The 20,305-nt window shown below is 70.4% G+C and carries 20 protein-coding genes and 1 pseudogene; 11 read left to right on the top strand and 10 right to left on the bottom strand.

Annotated features, from left to right (window positions below; all coding sequences use genetic code 11):
* The first annotated feature begins 77 nt into the window (after positions 1-77).
* The 6 genes from MZTS_RS03495 (at position 78) to MZTS_RS03470 (ending at position 4,038) form a co-directional block, all read left to right on the top strand.
* Positions 78-1,133: an iron ABC transporter substrate-binding protein gene (locus MZTS_RS03495; protein ID WP_192281620.1), complete on the top strand. Its 1,056-nt coding sequence runs from the start codon at positions 78-80 to the stop codon at positions 1,131-1,133.
* The gene (locus MZTS_RS03490) at positions 1,130-2,194 is read left to right on the top strand and encodes an iron chelate uptake ABC transporter family permease subunit (RefSeq protein ID WP_192281617.1); all 1,065 of its coding nucleotides are present in this window, start codon (positions 1,130-1,132) and stop codon (positions 2,192-2,194) included. Before MZTS_RS03495 ends, MZTS_RS03490 begins: the two co-directional genes overlap by 4 nt.
* On the top strand, positions 2,194-2,964 hold the full coding sequence (locus tag MZTS_RS03485) for an ABC transporter ATP-binding protein (protein WP_378740427.1): 771 nt from the start codon (positions 2,194-2,196) through the stop codon (positions 2,962-2,964). Before MZTS_RS03490 ends, MZTS_RS03485 begins: the two co-directional genes overlap by 1 nt.
* An 88-nt stretch (positions 2,965-3,052) precedes the next feature.
* Positions 3,053-3,340, top strand: coding sequence for a hypothetical protein (locus tag MZTS_RS03480; RefSeq protein WP_192281614.1), 288 nt, complete (start codon positions 3,053-3,055; stop codon positions 3,338-3,340).
* Positions 3,341-3,597: 257 nt separating this feature from the next.
* Positions 3,598-3,816 (top strand): hypothetical protein, encoded by a 219-nt coding sequence (locus MZTS_RS03475; RefSeq protein ID WP_009862584.1) that lies wholly within the window; start codon positions 3,598-3,600, stop codon positions 3,814-3,816.
* 3 nt (positions 3,817-3,819) lie between these two features.
* Positions 3,820-4,038 (top strand): hypothetical protein, encoded by a 219-nt coding sequence (locus MZTS_RS03470; RefSeq protein WP_009862585.1) that lies wholly within the window; start codon positions 3,820-3,822, stop codon positions 4,036-4,038.
* Positions 4,039-4,181: 143 nt separating this feature from the next.
* Here MZTS_RS03470 and MZTS_RS03465 read toward each other — a convergent pair whose 3' ends face one another.
* On the bottom strand, positions 4,182-5,216 hold the full coding sequence (locus tag MZTS_RS03465; protein WP_192281610.1) for an aldo/keto reductase: 1,035 nt from the start codon (positions 5,214-5,216) through the stop codon (positions 4,182-4,184).
* Between the two features lie 310 nt (positions 5,217-5,526).
* Here MZTS_RS03465 and MZTS_RS03460 point away from each other — a divergent pair, with 310 nt between their 5' ends.
* Positions 5,527-5,754, top strand: a complete 228-nt coding sequence (locus MZTS_RS03460; RefSeq protein WP_192281607.1) for a hypothetical protein — start codon at positions 5,527-5,529, stop codon at positions 5,752-5,754.
* A gap of 88 nt (positions 5,755-5,842) precedes the next feature.
* Here MZTS_RS03460 and MZTS_RS03455 read toward each other — a convergent pair whose 3' ends face one another.
* Positions 5,843-7,408 carry a GMC family oxidoreductase gene (locus MZTS_RS03455; protein ID WP_192281604.1) on the bottom strand — a complete coding sequence of 522 codons (1,566 nt, stop codon included), beginning with the start codon at positions 7,406-7,408 and terminating at the stop codon, positions 5,843-5,845.
* 108 nt (positions 7,409-7,516) lie between these two features.
* Between MZTS_RS03455 and MZTS_RS03450 the strand changes: the two genes are divergently transcribed.
* Genes MZTS_RS03450 through MZTS_RS03435 form a run of 4 tightly spaced genes read left to right on the top strand, consistent with a single transcriptional unit; the run spans position 7,517 to position 10,290 of the window.
* Positions 7,517-7,990, top strand: a complete 474-nt coding sequence (locus MZTS_RS03450) for a DoxX family protein (RefSeq protein ID WP_192281601.1) — start codon at positions 7,517-7,519, stop codon at positions 7,988-7,990.
* Positions 7,987-8,436, top strand: a complete 450-nt coding sequence (locus MZTS_RS03445) for a cupin domain-containing protein (RefSeq protein ID WP_192281598.1) — start codon at positions 7,987-7,989, stop codon at positions 8,434-8,436. Before MZTS_RS03450 ends, MZTS_RS03445 begins: the two co-directional genes overlap by 4 nt.
* Positions 8,437-8,449: 13 nt before the next feature.
* Positions 8,450-9,352 carry an SMP-30/gluconolactonase/LRE family protein gene (locus MZTS_RS03440; RefSeq protein WP_192281596.1) on the top strand — a complete coding sequence of 301 codons (903 nt, stop codon included), beginning with the start codon at positions 8,450-8,452 and terminating at the stop codon, positions 9,350-9,352.
* On the top strand, positions 9,349-10,290 hold the full coding sequence (locus tag MZTS_RS03435) for a VOC family protein (protein ID WP_192281593.1): 942 nt from the start codon (positions 9,349-9,351) through the stop codon (positions 10,288-10,290). The genes MZTS_RS03440 and MZTS_RS03435 overlap by 4 nt, the downstream gene beginning before the upstream one ends.
* Before the next feature lie 48 nt (positions 10,291-10,338).
* Here the strand turns inward: MZTS_RS03435 and MZTS_RS03430 are convergent, their stop codons facing one another.
* The 8 genes and pseudogenes from MZTS_RS03430 to MZTS_RS03395 form a co-directional block, all read right to left on the bottom strand.
* Positions 10,339-10,938 carry a cysteine hydrolase family protein gene (locus MZTS_RS03430; RefSeq protein ID WP_192281590.1) on the bottom strand — a complete coding sequence of 200 codons (600 nt, stop codon included), beginning with the start codon at positions 10,936-10,938 and terminating at the stop codon, positions 10,339-10,341.
* Positions 10,939-11,133: 195 nt separating this feature from the next.
* A complete protein-coding gene (locus MZTS_RS03425; RefSeq protein ID WP_192281587.1) occupies positions 11,134-12,450 on the bottom strand; it encodes an efflux RND transporter periplasmic adaptor subunit in 1,317 nt (438 codons plus the stop codon).
* Positions 12,443-15,682 (bottom strand): efflux RND transporter permease subunit, encoded by a 3,240-nt coding sequence (locus MZTS_RS03420; RefSeq protein WP_192281584.1) that lies wholly within the window; start codon positions 15,680-15,682, stop codon positions 12,443-12,445. The genes MZTS_RS03425 and MZTS_RS03420 overlap by 8 nt, the downstream gene beginning before the upstream one ends.
* Positions 15,683-15,889: 207 nt before the next feature.
* On the bottom strand, positions 15,890-17,227 hold the full coding sequence (locus MZTS_RS03415; RefSeq protein ID WP_192281581.1) for an NTP/NDP exchange transporter: 1,338 nt from the start codon (positions 17,225-17,227) through the stop codon (positions 15,890-15,892).
* Positions 17,224-17,961: an NADPH-dependent F420 reductase gene (locus MZTS_RS03410; RefSeq protein WP_192281578.1), complete on the bottom strand. Its 738-nt coding sequence runs from the start codon at positions 17,959-17,961 to the stop codon at positions 17,224-17,226. The genes MZTS_RS03415 and MZTS_RS03410 overlap by 4 nt, the downstream gene beginning before the upstream one ends.
* Positions 17,951-18,892, bottom strand: coding sequence for an aldo/keto reductase (locus MZTS_RS03405; RefSeq protein WP_192281575.1), 942 nt, complete (start codon positions 18,890-18,892; stop codon positions 17,951-17,953). The genes MZTS_RS03410 and MZTS_RS03405 overlap by 11 nt, the downstream gene beginning before the upstream one ends.
* A 71-nt stretch (positions 18,893-18,963) precedes the next feature.
* Entirely contained in the window at positions 18,964-19,515 is a 552-nt protein-coding gene (gene rsmD / locus MZTS_RS03400) for a 16S rRNA (guanine(966)-N(2))-methyltransferase RsmD (RefSeq protein WP_192281572.1), read from the bottom strand.
* Positions 19,516-19,525: 10 nt separating this feature from the next.
* Positions 19,526-20,305: pseudogene (locus tag MZTS_RS03395) on the bottom strand (pseudouridine synthase); the annotation flags it as partial.

Below are 20,305 nucleotides of genomic sequence, written 5' to 3'. Positions count from 1 at the left end.
CGGCGCGGTTCGGGCGCAGCACCCTTCCGGTGGGAGCGCGCTATAGTGAAGGCGTATCACGGGAGACGCCCTCGCCGATGCTCCGCCGCCTCGCACCCGCCCGCCTGTGGATCTGCCTCGTCTGGGCCTGCCTGCTGGGGCCCGGCCTCGCCGAGGCCCGGCCCTTCACCGATGCGGCCGGGCGCCGGGTCGAGGTGCCGGAACGCGTCACCCGCGTGCTCGCCGCCGGCCCGCCCGCGGCGGTGCTGCTCTACACCCTGGCCCCGGGCAAGATGGTCGGCTGGCCGCGGACGCCGAGCCCCGAGGAGAAGGCCTTCCTCAGCCCCGATACCCGCGATCTGCCGGCCTATGGGCGGCTGACGGGGCGGGGCAACACGGCCAATGTCGAGGCGGTGCTCGCCCTCAAGCCCGACCTCATCGTCGATGTCGGGTCGGTCGGCGCGACCTACGCTTCCCTCGCCGACCGGGTCCAGGCCCAGACCGGCATTCCCTATCTGCTGCTCGACGGCAGCTTCAAGAACACGCCGGAGACCTACCGGAGCCTCGGCGCCCTCATCGGGGCGGAGACCGAGGCGGAGGCGCTGGCAGGGGAAGCGGACAGGATCCTCAAGGCGGTGGCGGAGGCGGTCGCCGCCGTGCCGGAGGAGAAGCGCCCGCGGGTCTATTACGGGCGCGGCCCGCGCGGGTTGGAGACGGGCCTGGCCGGCTCGATCAACACCGAGATCATCGAGGCCGCGGGCGGGCGCAACGTGGCGGCGGCCGGCGCCGGGGGGCTCGCCTCCGTCTCGCCCGAGCAGGTCCTGGTCTGGAACCCGGACATCGTCATCGCCCTCGATCCCGGCTTTCCCAAGGCCGCCGCCGCCGATCCGTTCTGGAGCGGGCTGAAGGCCGTGCGCGAGGGCCGCGTCCACACCGCGCCGACGCTGCCCTTCGGCTGGATCGACGCGCCGCCGGGCGTCAACCGCCTGATCGGCCTGCGCTGGCTCGCCGGCCTGTTCTTCCCCGAGCGCTTCTCGCAAACGCTCGGGGACGCGGTGCGCGACTTCTATCGGCGCTTCTACCGGGTGGAGCTGGAACCGGCGCAGCTCGACCGGCTGCTGCGCGAGGCCGCCGGGCCGGGGCCGACCCGGTGAGCGACAGCGCGCGCGTCGCCGCGCCCGCCCGGACGCGGCTGCGCGGGCTCGGGCTCGGGGTGCTGGCCCCCGCCGCCCTGCTCCTCCTCGTGCTGGTCTCCCTCGGCATCGGCCGATACCCCGTGCCCCTCGCCGACGTGGTGTCGATCCTCGCCGCCAAACTCCTCGGCACCAAGCTCTTCGGCACCTCGGCCGCGCTCGATCCGACGATGCAGACCGTGGTGCTGCAGGTGCGCCTGCCGCGGGTGCTCGGGGCGCTGGTGGTCGGGGCCGGGCTGGCGGCGGCGGGGGCGACCTATCAGGGGCTGTTCCGCAACCCCCTGGTCTCGCCGGATATCCTGGGTGTCTCGGCGGGGGCGAGCCTCGGGGCGGTGCTCGGCATCGTCCTGTCCCTGCCGGTGGCGGCGATCCAGGGGCTCGCCTTCGCCGGGGGACTGGCCGCGGTCGGCACGGTCTACGCCATCGGCTTCGCGGTGCGCCGGCACGATCCGGTGCTGACCCTGGTGCTCGCGGGCGTCGCCGTCGGGGCGCTGCTCGGGGCCGCCATCTCGCTCTTGAAGGTGCTCGCCGACCCCTACAACCAATTGCCCGCCATCACCTTCTGGCTGCTCGGCAGCCTCGCCTCGGCCACCCCCGGCGATCTCGGCGCGATCCTGCCGGCGATGGGGCTCGGGCTCGCGCCCCTGGTGCTGCTGCGCTGGCGCATGAACCTGATGAGCCTCGGCGACGAGGAGGCCCGCGCCCTGGGGGTCGAGACGCGCCGGATCCGCCCGGTGCTGGTGGCCGGCGCGACCCTGGTCACCGCCGCCGCCGTCTCGGTGACGGGGGTGATCGGCTGGGTCGGGCTGATCGTGCCGCACGTCGCCCGCCTGCTGGTCGGGCCGGATTTCCGCCGCCTGCTGCCGGCCTCGCTGCTGCTGGGAGCGGCCTATCTCACGGCGGTCGATCTCCTGGCCCGCACGGTGGCCAGCATCGAGGTGCCGCTGGGCATCCTCACCGCGCTGGTCGGGGCGCCGTTCTTCCTCTGGCTGCTGGCCACGAGCAGGCGGGGCTGGGCCTGATGCTGGACATCCGCGACCTCGCCTTCGGATACGGCGCCCGCGCGGTCGGAACAGGCCTCACCCTGACATTGGAGCCCGGCGAGGCGCTCTGCCTGCTCGGGCCGAATGGCGGCGGCAAGACCACCCTGTTCAAGACCCTGCTCGGGCTGTTGCGGCCGCTCGCGGGCCGGGTCCTCCTCGACGGCACCGACCTCGCCACCCTGCCGCGCCGCGCGATCGCGCAGGCGATCGCCTACGTGCCGCAGGCACATGCCGCCCTCTTTCCCTTCAGCGTGCGCGACGTGGTGCTGATGGGACGGGCGAGCCGACTCTCCGCCTTCGCCAGCCCCGGCCCGGCCGACCGGGCGGCGGCGGAGCGGGCGCTCGCCGCCTTGGGCATCGGGCATCTGGCGGAGCGGATCTATACCGAGATCAGCGGCGGCGAGCGCCAGCTCGCCCTGATCGCCCGGGCCCTCGCGGGCGAGCCGCGTCTCCTGGTGATGGACGAGCCGACCGCCAGCCTCGATTTCGGCAATCAGGCGCGGGTCCTCTCCCAGATCCGGCGTCTGTCGGATCTCGGCATCGCCGTGGTGCTCTCCACCCACGATCCGGGCCACGCCTTCCTCTGCGCCGACCGGGTCGCGCTGCTGCATGGCGGCCGGCTCGTCGCGCTGGGCCCTCCGGCGGAGACCGTGACGCCGGACAGCCTGCGGCTGCTCTACGGTGTCGAGGTCGCGGTGGTGCCGCTGCCGGAGCAGGGCCGAACGGTCTGCACGCCGCTGATCGGGTGAGTCCAACGGAAACGCCGGCCGCTCCTGAGCGTTCAAGCCTCGGCGCTGATTGGGCGCAATGTCGGGCGCGACGGAGCGGAGGGCAGCGATGGCGGACGAGACCGAGCAGCTCGGCCTGCTCGTGGCCGTGTTCGAACTGGCGCTGGCCCGGCTGTTCGAGGCGAGCCCCGGGGGCGGCCGGGCGCGCGACCTGTTCGTGGAGGATGTCCGGCGGCTGCTGGCCGATACCCGCGAACTCCAGGGAGAATCCCCGGCGGCGCAGACCTACGAAGCCCTGCTGCGGCGCCTGGGCGCGACCCATCCCGGCGATCCCGACGGAATCGGCGTGGTTCCGACGCCCGAACGGGGGGCGCCGCCCGTCGGTGCGGGCGTTTGAGAGCTGTTTGGCGCGCAAGCGCCGCATCGCGCATGGGCGGCCGATTTTTCTCCCACCCGTGACCTCATTCCGAGGTGCCGGAGCGCAGCGCAGGCCTCGAAGGAGGGATCCGGACGTCTCTTGCGCTCTCTGGAATCCTTCTTCGAGGCTCACGGACGTTCGCACCTCGGGATGAGGGCGTGGGTTGGATCATCGGACAGGCCTCGGTCACATAGACCCTGGCAAATCAAGTGCTGGCACGAGGAGGACGATCGACGATGAGCGAAGACTCAGGCCCCCCGAAACTGGCCGGCATCCTGACCTTCCCGCCGGAGGTCGTGGCCGCCCTCGACGAGCATTGCGCCGTCGAGCGGCTGCCGCGCGACCGGGCGATCTGCGAGATCGTCGCGGAATATCTGCGCTTCAAGGGCTATCTGCGGACGCGGCCCGCCCACGAGCACCGCTCGCCCCAGGGCGAGAAACCGGAAGGGGTTTGAGGGATGGCGACCTCGTTCAAGGGCCTCTTCCTCTGCCCGCCGAAGCAGCCGCGCCCGAGCCATGTCCGGGTCCGGGACGCGGAGGGCGGCGAGGCCTCGCTCCCGCTGGAGGAATACGAGGCCCGCGCGGGCCAGCCGCCCTGGCAGAGCCTGCCCTGGCAGGGCGAGGCCGGGCCCGTGCCGGATGACGGCGACAAGCACGGCCCCGAGATCAGCCTGTGAGACGGGAACCGCTCGATCGAAGCGGTTCCCGTCTCGGCAAGCCCGCGCTGCGCCTGAGCGAAGCCCAGATCCGCCATCCCGAAGGGATCAAACGGATCTGGCAAACGGACCTAGTATGACGGTGCGGGTCGGACGCGCCGGCCTCACCACGCCGTCGGCTTCGGATTGCGCTCGTCGAAGCCGGTCTGGTGCCAATAGGGATAGATCGGGTGTTCCCGGCTCGCCGCATCGAGGCGGGCGATCTGGTCCTGGCTCAGCGACCAGCCGACCGCGCCGAGATTCTGCTTCAGCTGCTCCTCGGTGCGGGCGCCGATGACGATGTTGCACACGGTCGGCCGGGTCAGCAGCCAGTTCAGCGCCACCTGCGGCACGGTCTTGCCGGTCTCGGCGGCGACCGCGTCGAGGGCATCGACCACGCCGTAGAGATAATCGTCGGAGACGGTCGGCCCGCCCTCGGCACCGCCCGCCGTGGCCAGGCGTCCGCCCGAGGCCGCCTGGCCCCGCCGGATCTTGCCGGTGAGGCGGCCCCAGCCCAGCGGGCTCCACACCATCAGACCGACGCCCTGGTCGAGGCCGAGCGGCATCAGCTCCCACTCGTAGTGGCGGCCGATCAGCGAGTAATAGCCCTGATAGACGACGTAGCGGGCGAGCCCGTATTTCTCCGAGGTCGCCAGCGCCTTCATCAACTGCCAGCCGGAGAAGTTCGAGGCGCCGATATAGCCGATCTTGCCGGCGCGGGTGAGGTCGTCCAGCGCCCGCAGGGTCTCCTCGACCGGGGTGAGCGCGTCGAAGCCGTGCATGAAATAGACGTCGATATGGTCGGTCTGGAGCCGCTTCAGGCTCGCCTCGCAGGCGCGGATCAGGTGATGGCGCGACGAGCCGACCGCGTTGACGTCCTCGCCGGCCCGGAAGGTCGCCTTGGTGGAGATCAGGAGCCGGTCGCGGCGCCCCTTGATCGCCTCGCCGAGGATCTTCTCGGAATCCCCGCTCGAATAGATGTCGGCGGTGTCGATGAAATTGACGCCCGCATCGAGGCAGAGGTCAATGAGGCGGCTCGCCTCCGCCACGTCGGTGCTGCCCCAGTTCTTGAAGAACGCGTCGGTGCCGCCGAAAGTGGCCGCGCCCAGGCTGAGCACCGGCACCTTGAGGCCCGAGCGTCCGAACTGCCGGTATTCCATGGAGTCACTCCGCTGTCGCCGCCGGAAGGCGGCCGTCTCGCCCCTTCGGGTCTGTCTTAGGCTCCGCCCAGGGTCCGGCAATGGGCCGAACGGGCACCGGACCTGCGCGGCGCCGATGGCGCCCCTGCCTTCGTACCGCCATCGGCCGCCCGCGGTTTCGCCACGGAAAGGAGCAGATTCCGCAAAGAATTCGTCAACCAAGAACCAATATTAAGCATCAAGTTTTACGGAACCCGGCCACGGGGCCGAACCTTAAAGGACACGCTCGACCGCAGACCGGCGGCCGGCGCCAGCATCGGGAATGTGTTCCGTGAGTTTCACCGTCAACGCCGGCACCGCCTCGCACACCTATTCCTGGCAGCACGGCTCGATGATGAGCGCCCTGGAACAGGGCCTGTCCCTGATGACGGCGGGGCTGGCGGATGTCCGCATCGTCGACTCGGAAGGCCGCAGCCACAGCCCCGCCGCCCTCTATCAGCGCCTGTTCGGAGCGCAGCCAGCGGACGACGCCGCGCAGCCCCGCGCCCGCGCCGCCTGAATGCCTCTCACGAAACGCCCGCTGCGCCGTCGCGGCCAGAGGGGAACCGGTGCGTCCCCGGGAGTTGTGTGAGGCGCTCTGAAGCGTCTCACCCCAGCCGCTCCGCGAGCCGGTCGCCGACGCGCAGGGCGTTGGCGATGATGGTCAGTGTCGGGTTCACGGCACCGATCGAGGGAAAGAAGCTCGCATCGGTGACGTAGAGGTTGTCGATCCCGTGCGCCCGGCAATCGAGGTCGAGCACCGAGGATTCCGGATCCTCACCGAAGCGCAAAGTGCCGGCCTGGTGCGCGGTGCCGCCGATCGGCACGTCCTTGCCGAGATAGAGCGAGCGGTCGAACAAGTGCGGATGCATGTCGAGCCGGCCGCAGAGATCGCGCAGCTTCGCCTTCAGCCGGTGATGGCCTTCCATGTTGGTCTCGGTCAGGTCGAGCCGGACCTTGCCGCCCTCGTAGAAGATGCGGTTGTGAGCCAGCGGCAGGTCCTCCGAGGTCAGCCAGAAATCCAGCGAGTGCCGGGCGATCCAGTCGAACGGCTTCTCGGGGAACCATTGCAGGAAGCCGGGCAGACCCTCGCCGTGGATCTGCACCCCGTCCGACTTGCCGACCATCTGGATATGGCCGAGGGGAAAGCCCCACTCGTCCGAGCCGAAATAGAAGTCGTTGAGGCCCAGCGTCTTCTGGAACTTGGTCGGGTTCGGCGTCTTCGAGATCGCCAGCACCGTCGCGTTGTTGTGGCGCATGTAGTTGCGCCCGACCAAGCCCGAAGCGTTGGCCAATCCGTTCGGATGCGCGTCGCTCGTTGAACGCAGCATCAGCAGCGCCGAGGAGAGGGCGCCGCAGGCCACCACGACGATATCGCCGGAGAACGTCTCGGTCCGCTCGCCGCGCTTCACCTCGACGCCGGTGACGGTGCGGCCCGTCGGATCGGTCGTCAGCCGCTCGACGTAGGCTTCCGTCATCAGGGTCAGGTTGGGATGTTCTTTCAGCGCCGGGTCGACGCAGATCACCTGCGCGTCCGCCTTGCCGTTGGTGAGGCAGGGATAGCCGTCGAAGGCGTCGCAGCGGATGCAAGGAGAGTGGGGCAGGGGCTTGCCGTCGCGCTCGTCGAGCAGCACGCCGACCGGCAGGTGGAAGGGGTGGTGCCCCTCGCGCTTGAGCCCGTCGAACAGTTCCTGGATGCGTGGCTCATGGCTGACCGGCGGATAGGCGTAGGGCTTGTGCGAGGGCGGCTCGGTCGGGTCTTCGCCGCGCAGGCCGTGGACGTGAAAGAGTTCTTCGGCGGCTTGGTAATACGGCTCGAACACGTCGTATTTCAGCGGCCATTCCGGCGAGATCCCGTCGGGATGGCGGACTTCAAAGAAATCGCGCTCGCGCAGGCGCAGCAGCACCGCGCCGTAGACCTTGCTGTTGCCGCCGACGCAGTAGTGCAGGCCGGGGTGGAAATCGCGCCCGTCGGCGCCGTACCACGTCTCGGGCGCCTGATAGCGGGCATCGACGAAGACGGCCTGAGAATCCCAGTTCTCGCGCTCGCGGGGGAGGTAGCCGCCCCGCTCCAGGAGCAGCACCCTTTTGCCGGTCTGCGCGAGGCGCCAGGCCATGGTGCCGCCGCCGGGACCGGACCCGACGATGACCACGTCGTAATGCCGCTCGCTCATCTCGACCGCTCCGCTTCCGCCGCAGCGGGACGGCGCGCCTGCAACCTTCGGCCGGCTCGCGTCTTTCCCGCAGCGCAGCGACAACGCATTCCGGCGGGCATTCGGTTCATGGCCACCCTCGACATCGTGATCGCCTTCGGGGTGCGGCTGCTGCTGGTGCTGCTGTTCCTGCCCTTCAGCGCGGCGGACAAGATCTTCAACTTCCGCGGCGCCGTGGGGCAGGCGCGCGAGGCGGTGCATGCCACCGCGCCGGCCGTGACGCTGATCCTGATCGGGGTCTGCGTCGAGATCGGGATGTCGCTGTGCATCCTCACCGGCTTCTGCGACCGGGCCGCCGCCTTCGTGATGGCCGGCTATTGCGGCGTCACCGCGCTCCTCTGGAAGCAGTTCTGGAAGCCCGGCGATTTCTGGGCCGGCGGCGAGGGCCGCGCGCTGTTCTGGGACTTCCTCAAGAACTTCGCGCTGGCCGGCGGCTTCCTCCTCATCACCTTCGGGACGGGCGCGTCGAGCGTGCAGGGCTTCCTGGCCGATCCTCTCTCCTCCACCCATCCCTATTCCGCCACCCGCGAGGCCCGCCCATGAGCGACGACGCGACCCCTTCCGTGCCCTACTGGCACCTGTGGACCGACGCCGACGGCGTGAGCCGTCACACCCGCTGCGCCATGACCGAGTTCCAGAAGAAGTCGATGAGCCCGCCCGCCGACCCGCAATGGCAGGGCGCCAAGACGCATGAGGGCGCCACCGTCTTCGTCACCGTGCAGCCGGTCGGCTGGGTCGGGCAATGGCACGAGAACCCCAAGCCGCAATGGATCGTCCCGCTCTCCGGCCGCTGGTTCGTCGAGGCGATGGACGGCTCGCGGGTCGAGATGGGACCGGGGGAGATCTCCTTCGGCGAGGACCAGAACACGCAGGAGCGCGACGGCCGGAAGGGTCACCTCTCCGGCACCGTCGGCGATGAGCCCGCCGTGCTGATGATCGTGCAGTTCGATTCCCCGCCCACCGTCGGCGCCGCCTGCCGGTTCAAGTGACGGGTGGTGTGTGATGGACGGCTTCGAGATCCACGATCTGCGCTTCGCGGGCTACCTCCTCGGCAACGCGCCCCTGGAGGAACTCGGCTCCGGCTTCCGCTGGATCGAGGGGCCGGTCTGGATGGGCGACGCCGATTGCCTGCTGTTCCAGGACCTGCCGCGCAACCGCACCATGCGCTGGATCGAGGGCCAGGGCTTCTCGGTCTACCGGAGCCCGTCGAATTACGCCAACGGCCAGACCCGCGACCGGCAGGGGCGGCTGATCGCCTGCTCGCATCGCGACCGCTGCCTGACCCGCACCGAGCCTGACGGCCGCGTCACCACGCTGGTGACGCACCATGCCGGCAAGCGGTTGAATTCCCCCAACGACGTGGTCGTAAAGTCCGATGGCTCGATCTGGTTCTCGGACCCGGTCTACGGCATCGCCAACGATTACGAGGGCGGGCGCCAGACCTCCGAGCAGCCGCCCGCGCTCTACCGGCTCGATCCCGACAGCGGGGAAGTGCGGATCGCCTCGGGCGATTTCGACGGACCGAACGGGCTCGCCTTCTCCCCCGACGAGCGCCGCCTCTACGTCGCCGAGACCGGCGACCAGACCAAGCCCGATCCGCGCCAGGTCATCCGCGTCTTCGACGTCGCCGCCGACGGCACGCTCGCGAACGGCTCGGATTTCTACAAGATCGCGCCGGGCTATTGCGACGGGATGCGGATCGACGAGGACGGCAACATCTGGTCGAGCGCGGCGGACGGCGTCCACTGCATCAGCCCGGAGGGCCGGCTGCTCGGCAAGATCCTGATCCCGTACCGGGTCTCGAACCTGACCTTCGGCGGGCCGGCCAAGAACCGCCTGTTCATCGGCGGATCGCACACGCTGTATTCGATCTTCCTCAACCGGCGCGGGGTGCAGTGGCCGTGAGCGCGCAGCCTCCCCTCGTCTGGCAGCTTGCCCGGATCGGCCTCGTCAGCGCCGCTCCGGATCGGCTCGCCGGCTTCTACGAGACAGCTTTGGGCTTCACGCGGACCGGCACGGCGGAACTCGGGGCGCCCGCCGCCTCGATCCTGGCCGGGCGGCCGGTGGAGGGGGCGCGGGTCGTGACCCTGCGGCTTGGCGAGGAGGTGGTGGAACTCGTCGGTTTCTCGCCTGCGGGCGCGGCCGCTCTCGGCGACGTGCCGGGCTGGAGCCCGCTGTTCCAGCATTGCGCGATCATCGTCTCCGACATGGAGGCCGCTGTCGCCCGGCTGTCGGCGCAGACGGGCTGGCAGCCGATCACGGAGGGCGGTCCGCAGCGCCTGCCGGACGCCTCCGGCGGCGTCACCGCCTTCAAGTTCCGCGACCCCGAAGGCCATCCGCTGGAGTTCCTGGCTTTTCCTGCGGGGAGGGTGCCGGCATTGTGGCAGGGCAGGGCGGGCGGCCCGTTCCTCGGCATCGACCATTCCGCGATCTCGGTGGCCGACACCGAGGCGAGCCGGCGCTTCTACGCCCGCCTCGGCTACCGGGCGGCGACGGGCTCGCACAATCACGGCCCCGAGCAGGCCCGGCTCGACGGGATCGCCGACCCGGACCTCGCCGTGACCGGCCTGGTCCTGCCGGGGCAGGGGGCGCCGCATATCGAATTGCTGTGCTATCGTGGCCCCTTGCGCGGTTCCTTCGACCGCACGGCGCCCCTGCCCAGCCCGACCGATGCGGCGGCGACCCGCCTCGTCCTGGCGATGCGCGACCGAGCCGCGCTGGAAGCGGCCTGCGCGGCCCTGTCCGCCCACGTGGTCGCGCCGCCGGCCACGCAAGGTGAGCAGGCCGCGGCGACACTGCGCGACCCCGACGGCCACTTTTTGCGGCTGGTGGCGGGGGTTTGAAGACGGGCGCCCATCCCTCTCTCCCCCCCTTTTCCCTCTGCGGGAGACCTACCCCCGGATCGCGGCCGCGTCCGGCGCCACGACGGCGAACAGGTCGCCCAAGGCGGCGAGGCTCGCGGCCTGGAGCGCGGCGGCCGGGATGGTCGTGCCATCCGGCCCCGGCAGGGCGCGGGTGGCGGTGGCCGCGGCAACCACGGTCGGGCGGAAGCCGAGACTGAAGGCGCTCCGCGCGGTCGAGTTCACGCACATATGGGTCATGAAGCCCGCCAGGATCACGTCCTTGACGCCCGCCGTCTCCAGTTGCGCCTGAAGGTCGGTGCCGACGAAGGAACTCGGATAGCCCTTGGTAATGATGGGTTCGCCCGCGCGCGGGGCGACCTCGTCGCTGATCTGGCCAATCGGCGCGGTGACGTCGTAGGGCGAGCCCGGCCCGGCATCGTGGCGCACGTGGAAGACCGGGATGCCCGCCGCCCGCGCCCGCTCCAGCAGGGCCTTGGCCTCGCGGATCGCCGGCTCGACGCCCTCCAGCCGCATCACGCCCTCGCGATAGGTGTTCTGCAGGTCGATCATCACCAGGGCAGAGCCGGTGAGGGCGGCGGGTTCCGGCGGCAGCCCGGACAGGCTGCGCAGCGTTGTGAGATCGCTCATGACGAATGCCTTCTCTTGGGGTGCGTTCTCTTGGGGTGCGTTTCCGGGTGGGATCTGAGCCGAGCGGGACGGCCCGCGCAACCTGCCGATCAGTCCAATGGCTTGCGCGAGCGTCGATCCCATCCCGCTCCCCTCATCCTGAGGTGCCCGCGTCAGCGGGCCTCGAAGGATCGGATCGGCGCCGCGCGATAAATCCTAACGCTGGGCGGCCTGCATCGGCTTGTCGGATTTCGGCGCCTGCGGCGCGATGCGCCCGCCCTCCTTGAGATCGGCCGGCGGGCTGAGCACGAGGCGCTCGCCCCCGGACAGCCCCTTGTCCACCTCCACCACATTGCCCTTGTCGCGGACGACGTGGACGTCGGCCCAGGTCACGCGGTCGTCGGCGCGGGCGACCGCGACGCGGGTGCCGGATTGGTTGAACACCAGGGCTTCCGCCGGCACCGCCACGGTCGCGCCGCCGGTGCGCGGAATCGCCAGCGTCACGTAGACGAACAGGCCCGGCCTCAAGGTCCGCTCGGGGTTCGGCACATCGACCTGCGTGGTGAGGGTCCGCGAGGAGGCCAGCAGGGCGACCGAGCTGCGCTCGACCTCGCCGGAGAAGCTGCGGTCGGGCATCTGCGGAACCTTGATGGTCGCGGCGATGCCGGGCTGCACGCCGACCGCCGCGTTCTGCGGCACGTTGACCGAGATGCGCAAAACGTCGTCCCGGTCCATCGACAGGAGCGGCGAGCCGGAGCCGGCATCGGCCTGGACGAGATCGCCGACATCGACGTTGCGGGTGGTGATCACGCCGTCGAACGGCGCGGTGACGATCTCGAAGCCGGTGAGCGCCTTGAGGCGGCCCACGGTCGCCTGCTGCGCCTTGATGTTGGCCTGCGCCACCTTCACGTCGGCCTCCGCCGAGGCGAGGCTCGCCTGCTGCGAGAGCACGCCCGCCTGGGTGTTGTCGGCGTTCTGCTTCGAGGCCCAGCCCTGGCCGGCCAGCGTCGAGGTGCGGGAATTGGTGACCTGGGCGAGGTTCACGTTGGCCCGCGCCTGATCCACCATGGCCCTGGCCCGCAGCAGCTGCGCCTCCAACTGGCCGAGCTGCGCCTCGGCCTGGGCGAGCTGCTGGTCGAGATCGGGGGCGGCGATGCGCAGGAGCACGTCGCCGGTCTTCACCCGCGCGCCGATATCGACGTGCCGCTCGGCGATGTAGCCGGTGGCGCGGGCATAGATCCGCGCCGTGGCGAAGGGCTCGGTCTGGCCCGGCAGGGTCAGTTCGATCGGCCCGTCGAGGCGCTTGGCCTCCTCGGTCCGGACCTTGGGCACGAACTCGATCTGCTTGGTCCGTGTCTCCTCGGCCCGGGCCGCCCGCTGCCAATGGCCATAGCCGCCATAGGCCAGAAGCCCGAGGGCGATCAGCCCGGCCAGCACGAAGCCGCCCTTGCCCGGCGGCGGCGGAATTGTCCTGTCCTCGCCCTCGGTCACGGGCCATTCCTCCGGTCGTGTGGGGCGGGCATTGTCAGACATAATCCTCGAGCGGCTTGGCCTCGCCCCGCCGCAGCAGGCTGTAGAGGAACGGCACGAACAGGAGCGTCGAGGGCGTGCCCAGGGCGATGCCGCCCATCACGGCGCGGGCGAGGGCCGCGTTCTGCTCTCCGCCCTCGCCGGTGCCGAGCGCCATCGGCACCAGACCGAGGAACATCGCGCTCGCGGTCATCAGCACCGGCCGCAGGCGCGTCTCGCCCGCCGCGATGGCGGCCTCATAGGCCGAGCAGCCGGTGGCCTCCCGGTGTTCCTTGGCGAAGGTCACGAGCAGGATCGAGTTGGCGCTGGCGATGCCCACCGACATGATCGCCCCGAACAGCGAGGGAATCGAGAAGGTGGTGCCGGTGATGAACAGGCTGGCGACGATGCCGCAGAAGGCGACGGGCAGGGCCGCCAGCACCACGAAGGGGTCGCCCCAGCTCTGATAATTGACCGCCATCAGCAGGTAGACCGCGATCAGCGCGATGCCGAGGCCGATTTCCAACCGGAAGAAGGCGGCGCGCATGTTCTCGATCTGCCCGCGCACGGTGATCTTGTCGGGAGCCGGCAGCGCCGTCTGCTCCTCCTGCACGATCCGGTCGATGTCGCGGGCGATGGCGCCGAGGTCGCGGTCCTGCACCGCCGCGTAGATGTTGAAGGTCGGCTGCGTGTTGACGTGGTTGATCACCGTTTGCGTCGGCTGGCGGGTGATGGTGCTGATGCTGGACAGAAGCGTCAGCGCGCCGGGCCCGTTATTACCGCTGCCCGCGCTCGCCCGGGCGAAAAGCGGCGTGTTCTGGAGCGCGGTGAGCGAGTCGTTGCGGTATTCCGGCGTCTGGACCCAGAGCTGGTAGGGGATGCCGGTCTTCGGATCGGTCCAGAAGTTCGGGTTGACCTGGAAGGAGCCCGACAGGGACACGTTGAGGCTCTGGGCCACTTGGCTCTGGGTCAGGCCGAGTTCGGCGGCCAGCCGCCGGTCGACCTCGACGAAGAATTGCGGCGCGTCGACGATCTGGTGCAGATGCACGTCGACGAGGCCGGCGGTCTCCTTCAGCCGCGCCTCGATGCGGCGGGCGACCTCCAGATCCTTGACCGTGTTGCGCCCGGAAACCTGCACGTCGATCTGCGCGATCACCCCGAAATTGAGGATCTGCGTGATGATGTCGGAGGGCTGGAAATAGGCGATCATGTCGGGGAAGCGCGCGCGCAAGCGTTCGCGCAGGCGCCGCTGATACTCGGCGATCGAGCCGTGCTCGTCCTTCAGGTCGATCAGCATCTGCCCGTCGTTGGTGGACACGAACGAGCCGTCGGAGAAGGCGAAATTGTAGTTGTTCGACGGGATGCCGATATTGTCGAGGATCTGGTCGATCTCGCCCTCGGGGATCACCTCGCGCACCACCGTCTCGACCTCGGCGAAGACCTGCTCGGCGGTCTCGATCCGCATGCCGGGGCGGGTGCGCAGATGCAGCGTCAACTGGCTCGATTCGACCTGCGGAAAATAGTCCTGGCCGGTGAAGACGAACAGCCCGCCCGTGCCGGCGAAGAGCAGGCCGACGAGGCCGAGCGTCGCGATGCGATGATGCAGAACCGCGTGGAGCAGCCCGACATAGCCCCGGTGGAAGCGGGCGAAGCGGGCCTCGAAGCCGCGGCGGAAGGCGCCGGCCAGCCGGAACAGCGGTGAGAGCAGCCAGACAAACGCCCGCTCGATCCGGCCGCGACGCGGCGCATCCCCCTCGGCCGCCTGATGCTGCCGGTATTCGCGGGCGACCAGCACGTCGATCAGCACCGGCACCAGGGTGCGGGTGAGGAGATACGAGGTCAGCATCGCGAACACGACCGCGAGCGCCTGCGGCGTGAACAGGTACTTTGGGATGTCGGTCAGGGCGAAGACCGAGACGAAGGCGGCGCAGATCGAGAGTGTCGAGATCAGGGCCGGCTTGGCGATGCCCGCCGCGCCCTCGACCACGGCGTTGCGGAACGGCTTGCCCTCCTCGAACAGCCGATAGGTGTTCTCGATCGCCACCGTCACGTCGTCGACGAGGATGCCGACCGCGAGGGCGAGACCGCCCAGCGTCATCACGTTGATGGTGTGGCCGAGCGCGGCGAGCAGCGCCAGCGAGGTCATCAGGCACAGGGGGATCGAGACCAGCACGATCAGGGTCGAGCGCCATGAGCCGAGGAACAGCAGGATGGTCAGCCCCGTCAGGGCGGCGGCGATGACGGCTTCGTGCCAGACGCCCTCGATGGCGTTCGAGACGAACACCGACTGGTCGAAGAGCGGCTTGATCTCCATGCCCTCGGGCGCCGCCGCGCGGATATCGGGGAGGGCCGCCTTGACGTTGTTGACGACGTCCAGCGTCGAGGCGGTGCCGTTCTTGAGCACCCGCATCAGGACCGAGGCGGCACCGTCGGCGCGCACGACGTTGACCTGCGGCGGGCCGCCATCGCGGACATAGGCCACGTCACGCACCAGCACCGGCTGGCCATTGACCACCTTGATCGGGACCTCGTTCAGGGCCGCGATCGCGTTCGGCGTCGCGTTCATCTGCACCGGGTATTGCTGCTCGCCGATCTTGGCGAGGCCGGAGGGGATGGTCAGGTTCTGCGAGGTCACCGCGTTGGTGACCTCCAGCGGGGTGATGCCGAGCGCCTGGAGCGCGTGCAGATCGAGATCGACCATCACCTGACGCGGCGCGCCGCCGAAGGGGGAGGGCAGGGTCGAGCCCGGCACCTGGGTCAGGCGCTGGCGGATGCGGTACTGGGCGTAGTCGTAGACCTTGTTGAGGCTGTCCTTGGCCGAGGTCAGGGCGAGCTGGATCACCGGCACCGAGGAGGCGGAGAAGCGCACGATGACGGGCGGCTGCACCCCCGGCGGCATCAGCGCGCGGATCGAGTTCGTCGAGGAGACGACCTGGGCGATGGCGAGATCGATGCTGACGGTCGGGTCGAAATAGATCTTCATCACCGACGTGCCCTGCAGGCTCGTCGATTCCATGCGTGCGATGTTGTTGACGTTGTTGGAGATTCCGAACTCGGAATAGGTCGTGATCCGCTTCTCCATCTCCGGCGCGGACAGGCCCGTATAGGTCCAGACCACGACGACGACGGGGATATCGACGGCGGGCAGCACGTCCTTCGGCGTCACGACGATCGCGCCCGCTCCGCCGAGCAGCATCAGCACCGCGAGGACGTAGGTCGTGATGCGGAACTTGAGGGCGTACTGGACGAGTCCCATGGAGTCCCAGTGAGCCTGGCGGAGAAGCGGGGGAGGTGAAGGCGCGTGATGACAGCACGGCCGATGTTTCTGTTCTATGTCCGATTGTGCCCGGAAACACGCGCGCGCGGCGATGCCGCATCGCCGCACGTCCCGGCCGAATCAGACCGTTACAATCGTCCGGACGGGACTGCCCTGATCTGAAAATAACCTTTGCAACGATGCGCCTCAGCTTGTCCGTGGCGGAATCGGCGCCGCGATCTCCTCCACTCGCGTCTCGCCCTGCCGCCGCGCCTGCGCCCGGCCGAGCCAGAGGGCGTTGACGAGCCATGCCGCCGAGAGCGGCACCGCCACGATCGCCGCCGCATGGCCGCCGAAGCCCAGAGCCGCGAGCCCGGTATAGGACCACGCACCGAGCTGGTCGCCGAGGCGGTAGACCACGGTGTCGATGAAGCTCTTGGCCTTGTAGCGGTCCTCGCGCGGCACCACCGTGAACAGCACCTCGCGGACCGGCCGGGCGATGGCGAAGTTGCCGGCCCGCCGCAGGACGTAGATCACCACCACCGAGGCCACCGTCGGCGACATGGCCAGGGCGGCGAAGCCGACGACGCTCGCCGCCGGCAGCAGCGCGAGCGTCACGCCGACGCCGAGCCACCGGGTGATGCGGCCGGTGAGGAAGAGCTGTACCCCGAGGGTTAGCAGGTTCACCGCGAGATCGACGCTGGCGAAGAAGGCGGTCCGTTCGCCCCGGCCGGAAAAGCTCCGCTCGGCCACCGCCGCCTGCTCGAAATACAGGAAGGTCGCGGTGATCGAGAACAGGGCCAGGAACAGCGCGATGTTGAGGAGATAGGGCGAGGCGAGCGTGCGCCGGATGCCGGCCCACACGTCGCCGCCGATAATCTCGCCCGCGCGGGATTCCTCCGGCACCGCGTGCAGCCGCCCGATCAGGCGAGCGAGGCCCCGCATGGCGAAGACCGCCACCTCCAGGAGCAGGGCGGCGGCCAGGAGGAGCGCCCAGGTCGGCACGTCGCGCGCCAGCGTCGCCGTCACCGCCGAGCCGCAGATGGCGCCGAGGGTCGCGCCCGCCGCGATGAAGCCGAACAGGCGCTTGCCCTGCTCGGTCGAGAACACGTCCACCACCGTGGCCCAGAAGATCGAGACCACGAACAGGTTGAAGATCGAGAGCCAGACGAAGAAGGCCCGGCCGACCCAGACCGCCGTTTCTCCCTCCGCGAGCGCGATCAGGCCGGAAAAAATCAGGATGTTGAGGATGAAGAAGCGGTAGGTGAGGGGCACGAAGCGGGCGCGCGGCAGGCGCTTCACCAGCCACGCGAAGGGCAGGTTCAGCGCCAGCATCCCGACGAGGGTGGCCAGGAACAGCCAGGGCAGGTTGTCCAGCCCCCCCGCCACGCCCATCTGATCGCGGATCGGGCGCAGCATGTAGTAGCTCGCCAGCAGCGCGAAGATGTAGGCCCAGGACCAGGCCAGAGCCGGGCCCTCGCCCGGCCTCACATCGACGAGGCGGGCGAGGCGGCCGGAGAGAGACGAGGCCGGGGCCTCGCTCAAGGCTTCACCCCGAGCTTCTCCTTCAATTCCGGCGCCGGCACGTCGTGCCCGAAGCCGGGCGAGCCCATGGCGAAGCGATCGGCCGCCTTCAGCTCGCCCACCACCACGGGGTCGAAGCCCGCATCCGAGACCAGGGTGCGGGCGGTCTCCACCGCCCTGTGGTCGTCTCCGGCGATCGGCACCGCCATGCGCGGCTCGGGCCGTCCGGCATTCTTCTGGAAGACCTTGTAGTTGGCCGCGTTGAAGGCCCGCACCACCCGCGCGCCGGCCAGATACTTGGCGGAGGTGGCGCCGATCCCGTCGCGCTCCACCTCGTCGTAGATCGCGCCGTCGCGGGCCTTCACCGCATTGCCGGCATCGATCACCACCTTGCCCTTGAGGGCGGCGGCATTCTCCTTGCCCAGCTCCGGATAGGCCTTGTAGGGCACCGCGATCAGCACGGCTTGGCCGAAGGCAATCGCCTCCGCCGGGGTTCCCGCCCGCGCCTTGGGCCCGAGTTCCTCCACCAGGGGCTTCAGTTCCTCCGGGTGGCGGGAGGAGAAGAACACCTCGTAGCCCGCCTTGATCCAGAGCCGGCCCAGCGTCCCGCCGATATGGCCGGCCCCGACGACCCCGATTTTCTTGGGATTTTCAGACTGGGCGAGAGCAGGCAGGGCTGGGAACAAGAACGTGCCGGCGAGCAGCGCCAGAGCCCCGCGCCGACCCAGAGACAATCCAAAAACATCAGACCGCATCGATGAAGGCCTCCATCTTGCGCCGTTCGGCGGCGTCCGGCAGCTGCCCGCTGGCGGCGGCGAGGTTGTCCTCGACGTAAGCCACCTTGGCCATGCCCGGGATCGGGCAGGTCACGGCCTCGTTCGCCAGGACGTATTTGAGGAAGAACTGCGCCCAGCTCCTGCAGCCGAATTCGGCGGCGAAATCCGGCAGGGGCTTGTCCTTCACCGCCTTGAACAGGCGGTCGCGGCCGAAGGGCACGTTGACCATCACCGCCACGCCCCTCTCGGCGGCGAGCGGCAGGATGCGCTCGGCCGCGAGCCGGCTGTCGAGGGCGTAGTTCACTTGGACGACATCGAGCTTTTCCCGCTTCATCACCGCTTCGAGATCGGGGAATTGCTCGTCGCGCCAGACCGTGACGCCGAGATAGCGGATCCGGCCCTTCTCCTTGAGGGCGCGCAGGACCGCGAGATTGGCCTCCGGATCGACCAGATTGTGCACGGCGATCAGGTCGATCCGGTCGGTGCGCAGGCGCTGGAACGAGCGCTCCGTCTCCGCCTGCGCCGCCTCGCGGCCGCGTCCGGCGACCTTGGTGGCCAGGAAGATCTTGTCGCGCAGACCGTCGAGGATGAGGCCGAGCACCTCCTCCGCCGTGCCGTAGCTCGGGGCGGTGTCGATCACCCGGCCGCCGAGGGCCACGAAACGCTCCACCGCCTGGCGCAAGGGGGCGGTGGCCTCGGGCGTCATCGCGACCTCGTAGCGGCGCGACGTGCCGATGCCCATGGCCGGGATGCGCTCGCCCGAAGAGGGGATCGGCCGGGTGATCAGGGCCTTTTCGGCGCGGGCGGGCCGGGGCAGGACCGGCATGAGCCCCGTCATGAGCCCTGCCCCGGTCAGGGAGGCAGCGCCCCGCAGAAGGGTTCGGCGGGAGAGCGGCGGAACGAGCACCATGGCGCGGGCCTCCTTCGCGGGTGGGCTTGGCCCGACCGAGATAGGGCAACCTCACCGCGAGGGCGACGCGCTCACCCCTCGAACCGCCCGAACGTGACCGCCGTCTCGCCGTAGCTGCGCCGCTCCAGTTCCGCGAAGCCGGGCGGCAGCACCGGGCCGGCCTCGGCCGCCTCCTCGACGACGACCAGGGCGCCGGGGCTCAGCCAGCCGCCGGCTGCCGCGGCGGCGAGCGCGGCGGGGGCGAGGTTTTTCCGATAAGGCGGGTCGCAGAAGGCGAGGGTGGCGGCGTCCGGCGCGGGACCGAGACGGGTCGCGTCCCGCTGGATCAGCCGGGCGCGGTCGCCGCAGCCGAGGGCGGCGATGCCCTCGCGGATCAGCGCGCCGGCTTGGCGCCCCTCATCCACGAGGAAGGCGCGGGCCGCGCCGCGGGACAGCGCCTCGAAGGCGAGGGCGCCGGTGCCCGCGAACAGGTCGAGCACCACCGCGCCCTCGACCGCATCGTCGTAGGCATGGGCGAGCACGTTGAACAGCGCCTCGCGCAGCCGGTCGGAAGTTGGGCGGATGCCCTCCGCCTTCGGCCCGGCGAGCCGGCGCCCGCGCCATTCCCCCCCGACGATCCGCAAGGTCTAAGCCTCAGGCCTCGCCGCGCGGCGGACGCCCCGGGCGACCGCCGCCCCGTGGCCCCGGCTTGCCGCCGCCGGGGCGCCCGCCGGCACCGCCGGGCTTGCCCCCGGGACGACCGCCCGGGCGGGCACCGCCGGCCTTGAAGCCACCGCCCTTGAAGCCACCCTTGGCCCCGTCACGGGGACCGTCCTTGAAGCCGGGCTTGCTGCCAAACGCCTTGCCCGGCCCCTTGCCCGGCCCCTTGGCCGGACCTTTGCGGAAGCCGGCACGCTCGGGCGCATCGCCGGCCCGGAAGGCGCGAGCCGGCCGCTCTCCCTCGGCGGCGCGGGGCCGGTCGCGCGGGGGACCGCGGCGCTCGGCCGCCTGCCCCTCGGCGGACCGCTCGCGACGGGGGGCCGCCTCGCTGCGGTCACGCTGAGGCCGTGCCTCGCTCCGCTCGCGCTGGGGCCTTCCCTCACTGCGCTCGCGCGGCGGCCCGCGCCGCTCGGGCGATGCAGCCTCCCCGGCCTCGCGGCGGCGGGGACGGGCCTCGCCCCCCGGCGCCTCCCGGCGCGGCCTCTCCTCGCGGGGGCCGTCCCCGCGCACGGGCCGGTCCTCTTGGTTGCGGAAACGGACCCGGCGATGCGGCTCGGGGGCCGGCGTCTCCGGCGTCGGCTGGAGCCGCTCCACCAGCACCCGGCGCTCGCCGGCCGCCTGGATCGCGCCGACCCGCTCGCGGCCGCGCTCGGCGGCGGCGGCACGGGCCGTCTTCGGGTCCGAGCCGCGACGCGGCACCTTGGCCGCGCGCGG

It is taken from the genome of Methylorubrum zatmanii, assembly GCF_014845115.1.
Classification (GTDB): domain Bacteria; phylum Pseudomonadota; class Alphaproteobacteria; order Rhizobiales; family Beijerinckiaceae; genus Methylobacterium; species Methylobacterium zatmanii.
Note: the sequence above shows the minus strand (reverse complement) of the source record. Positions and strands in the feature narration are given on the sequence as shown.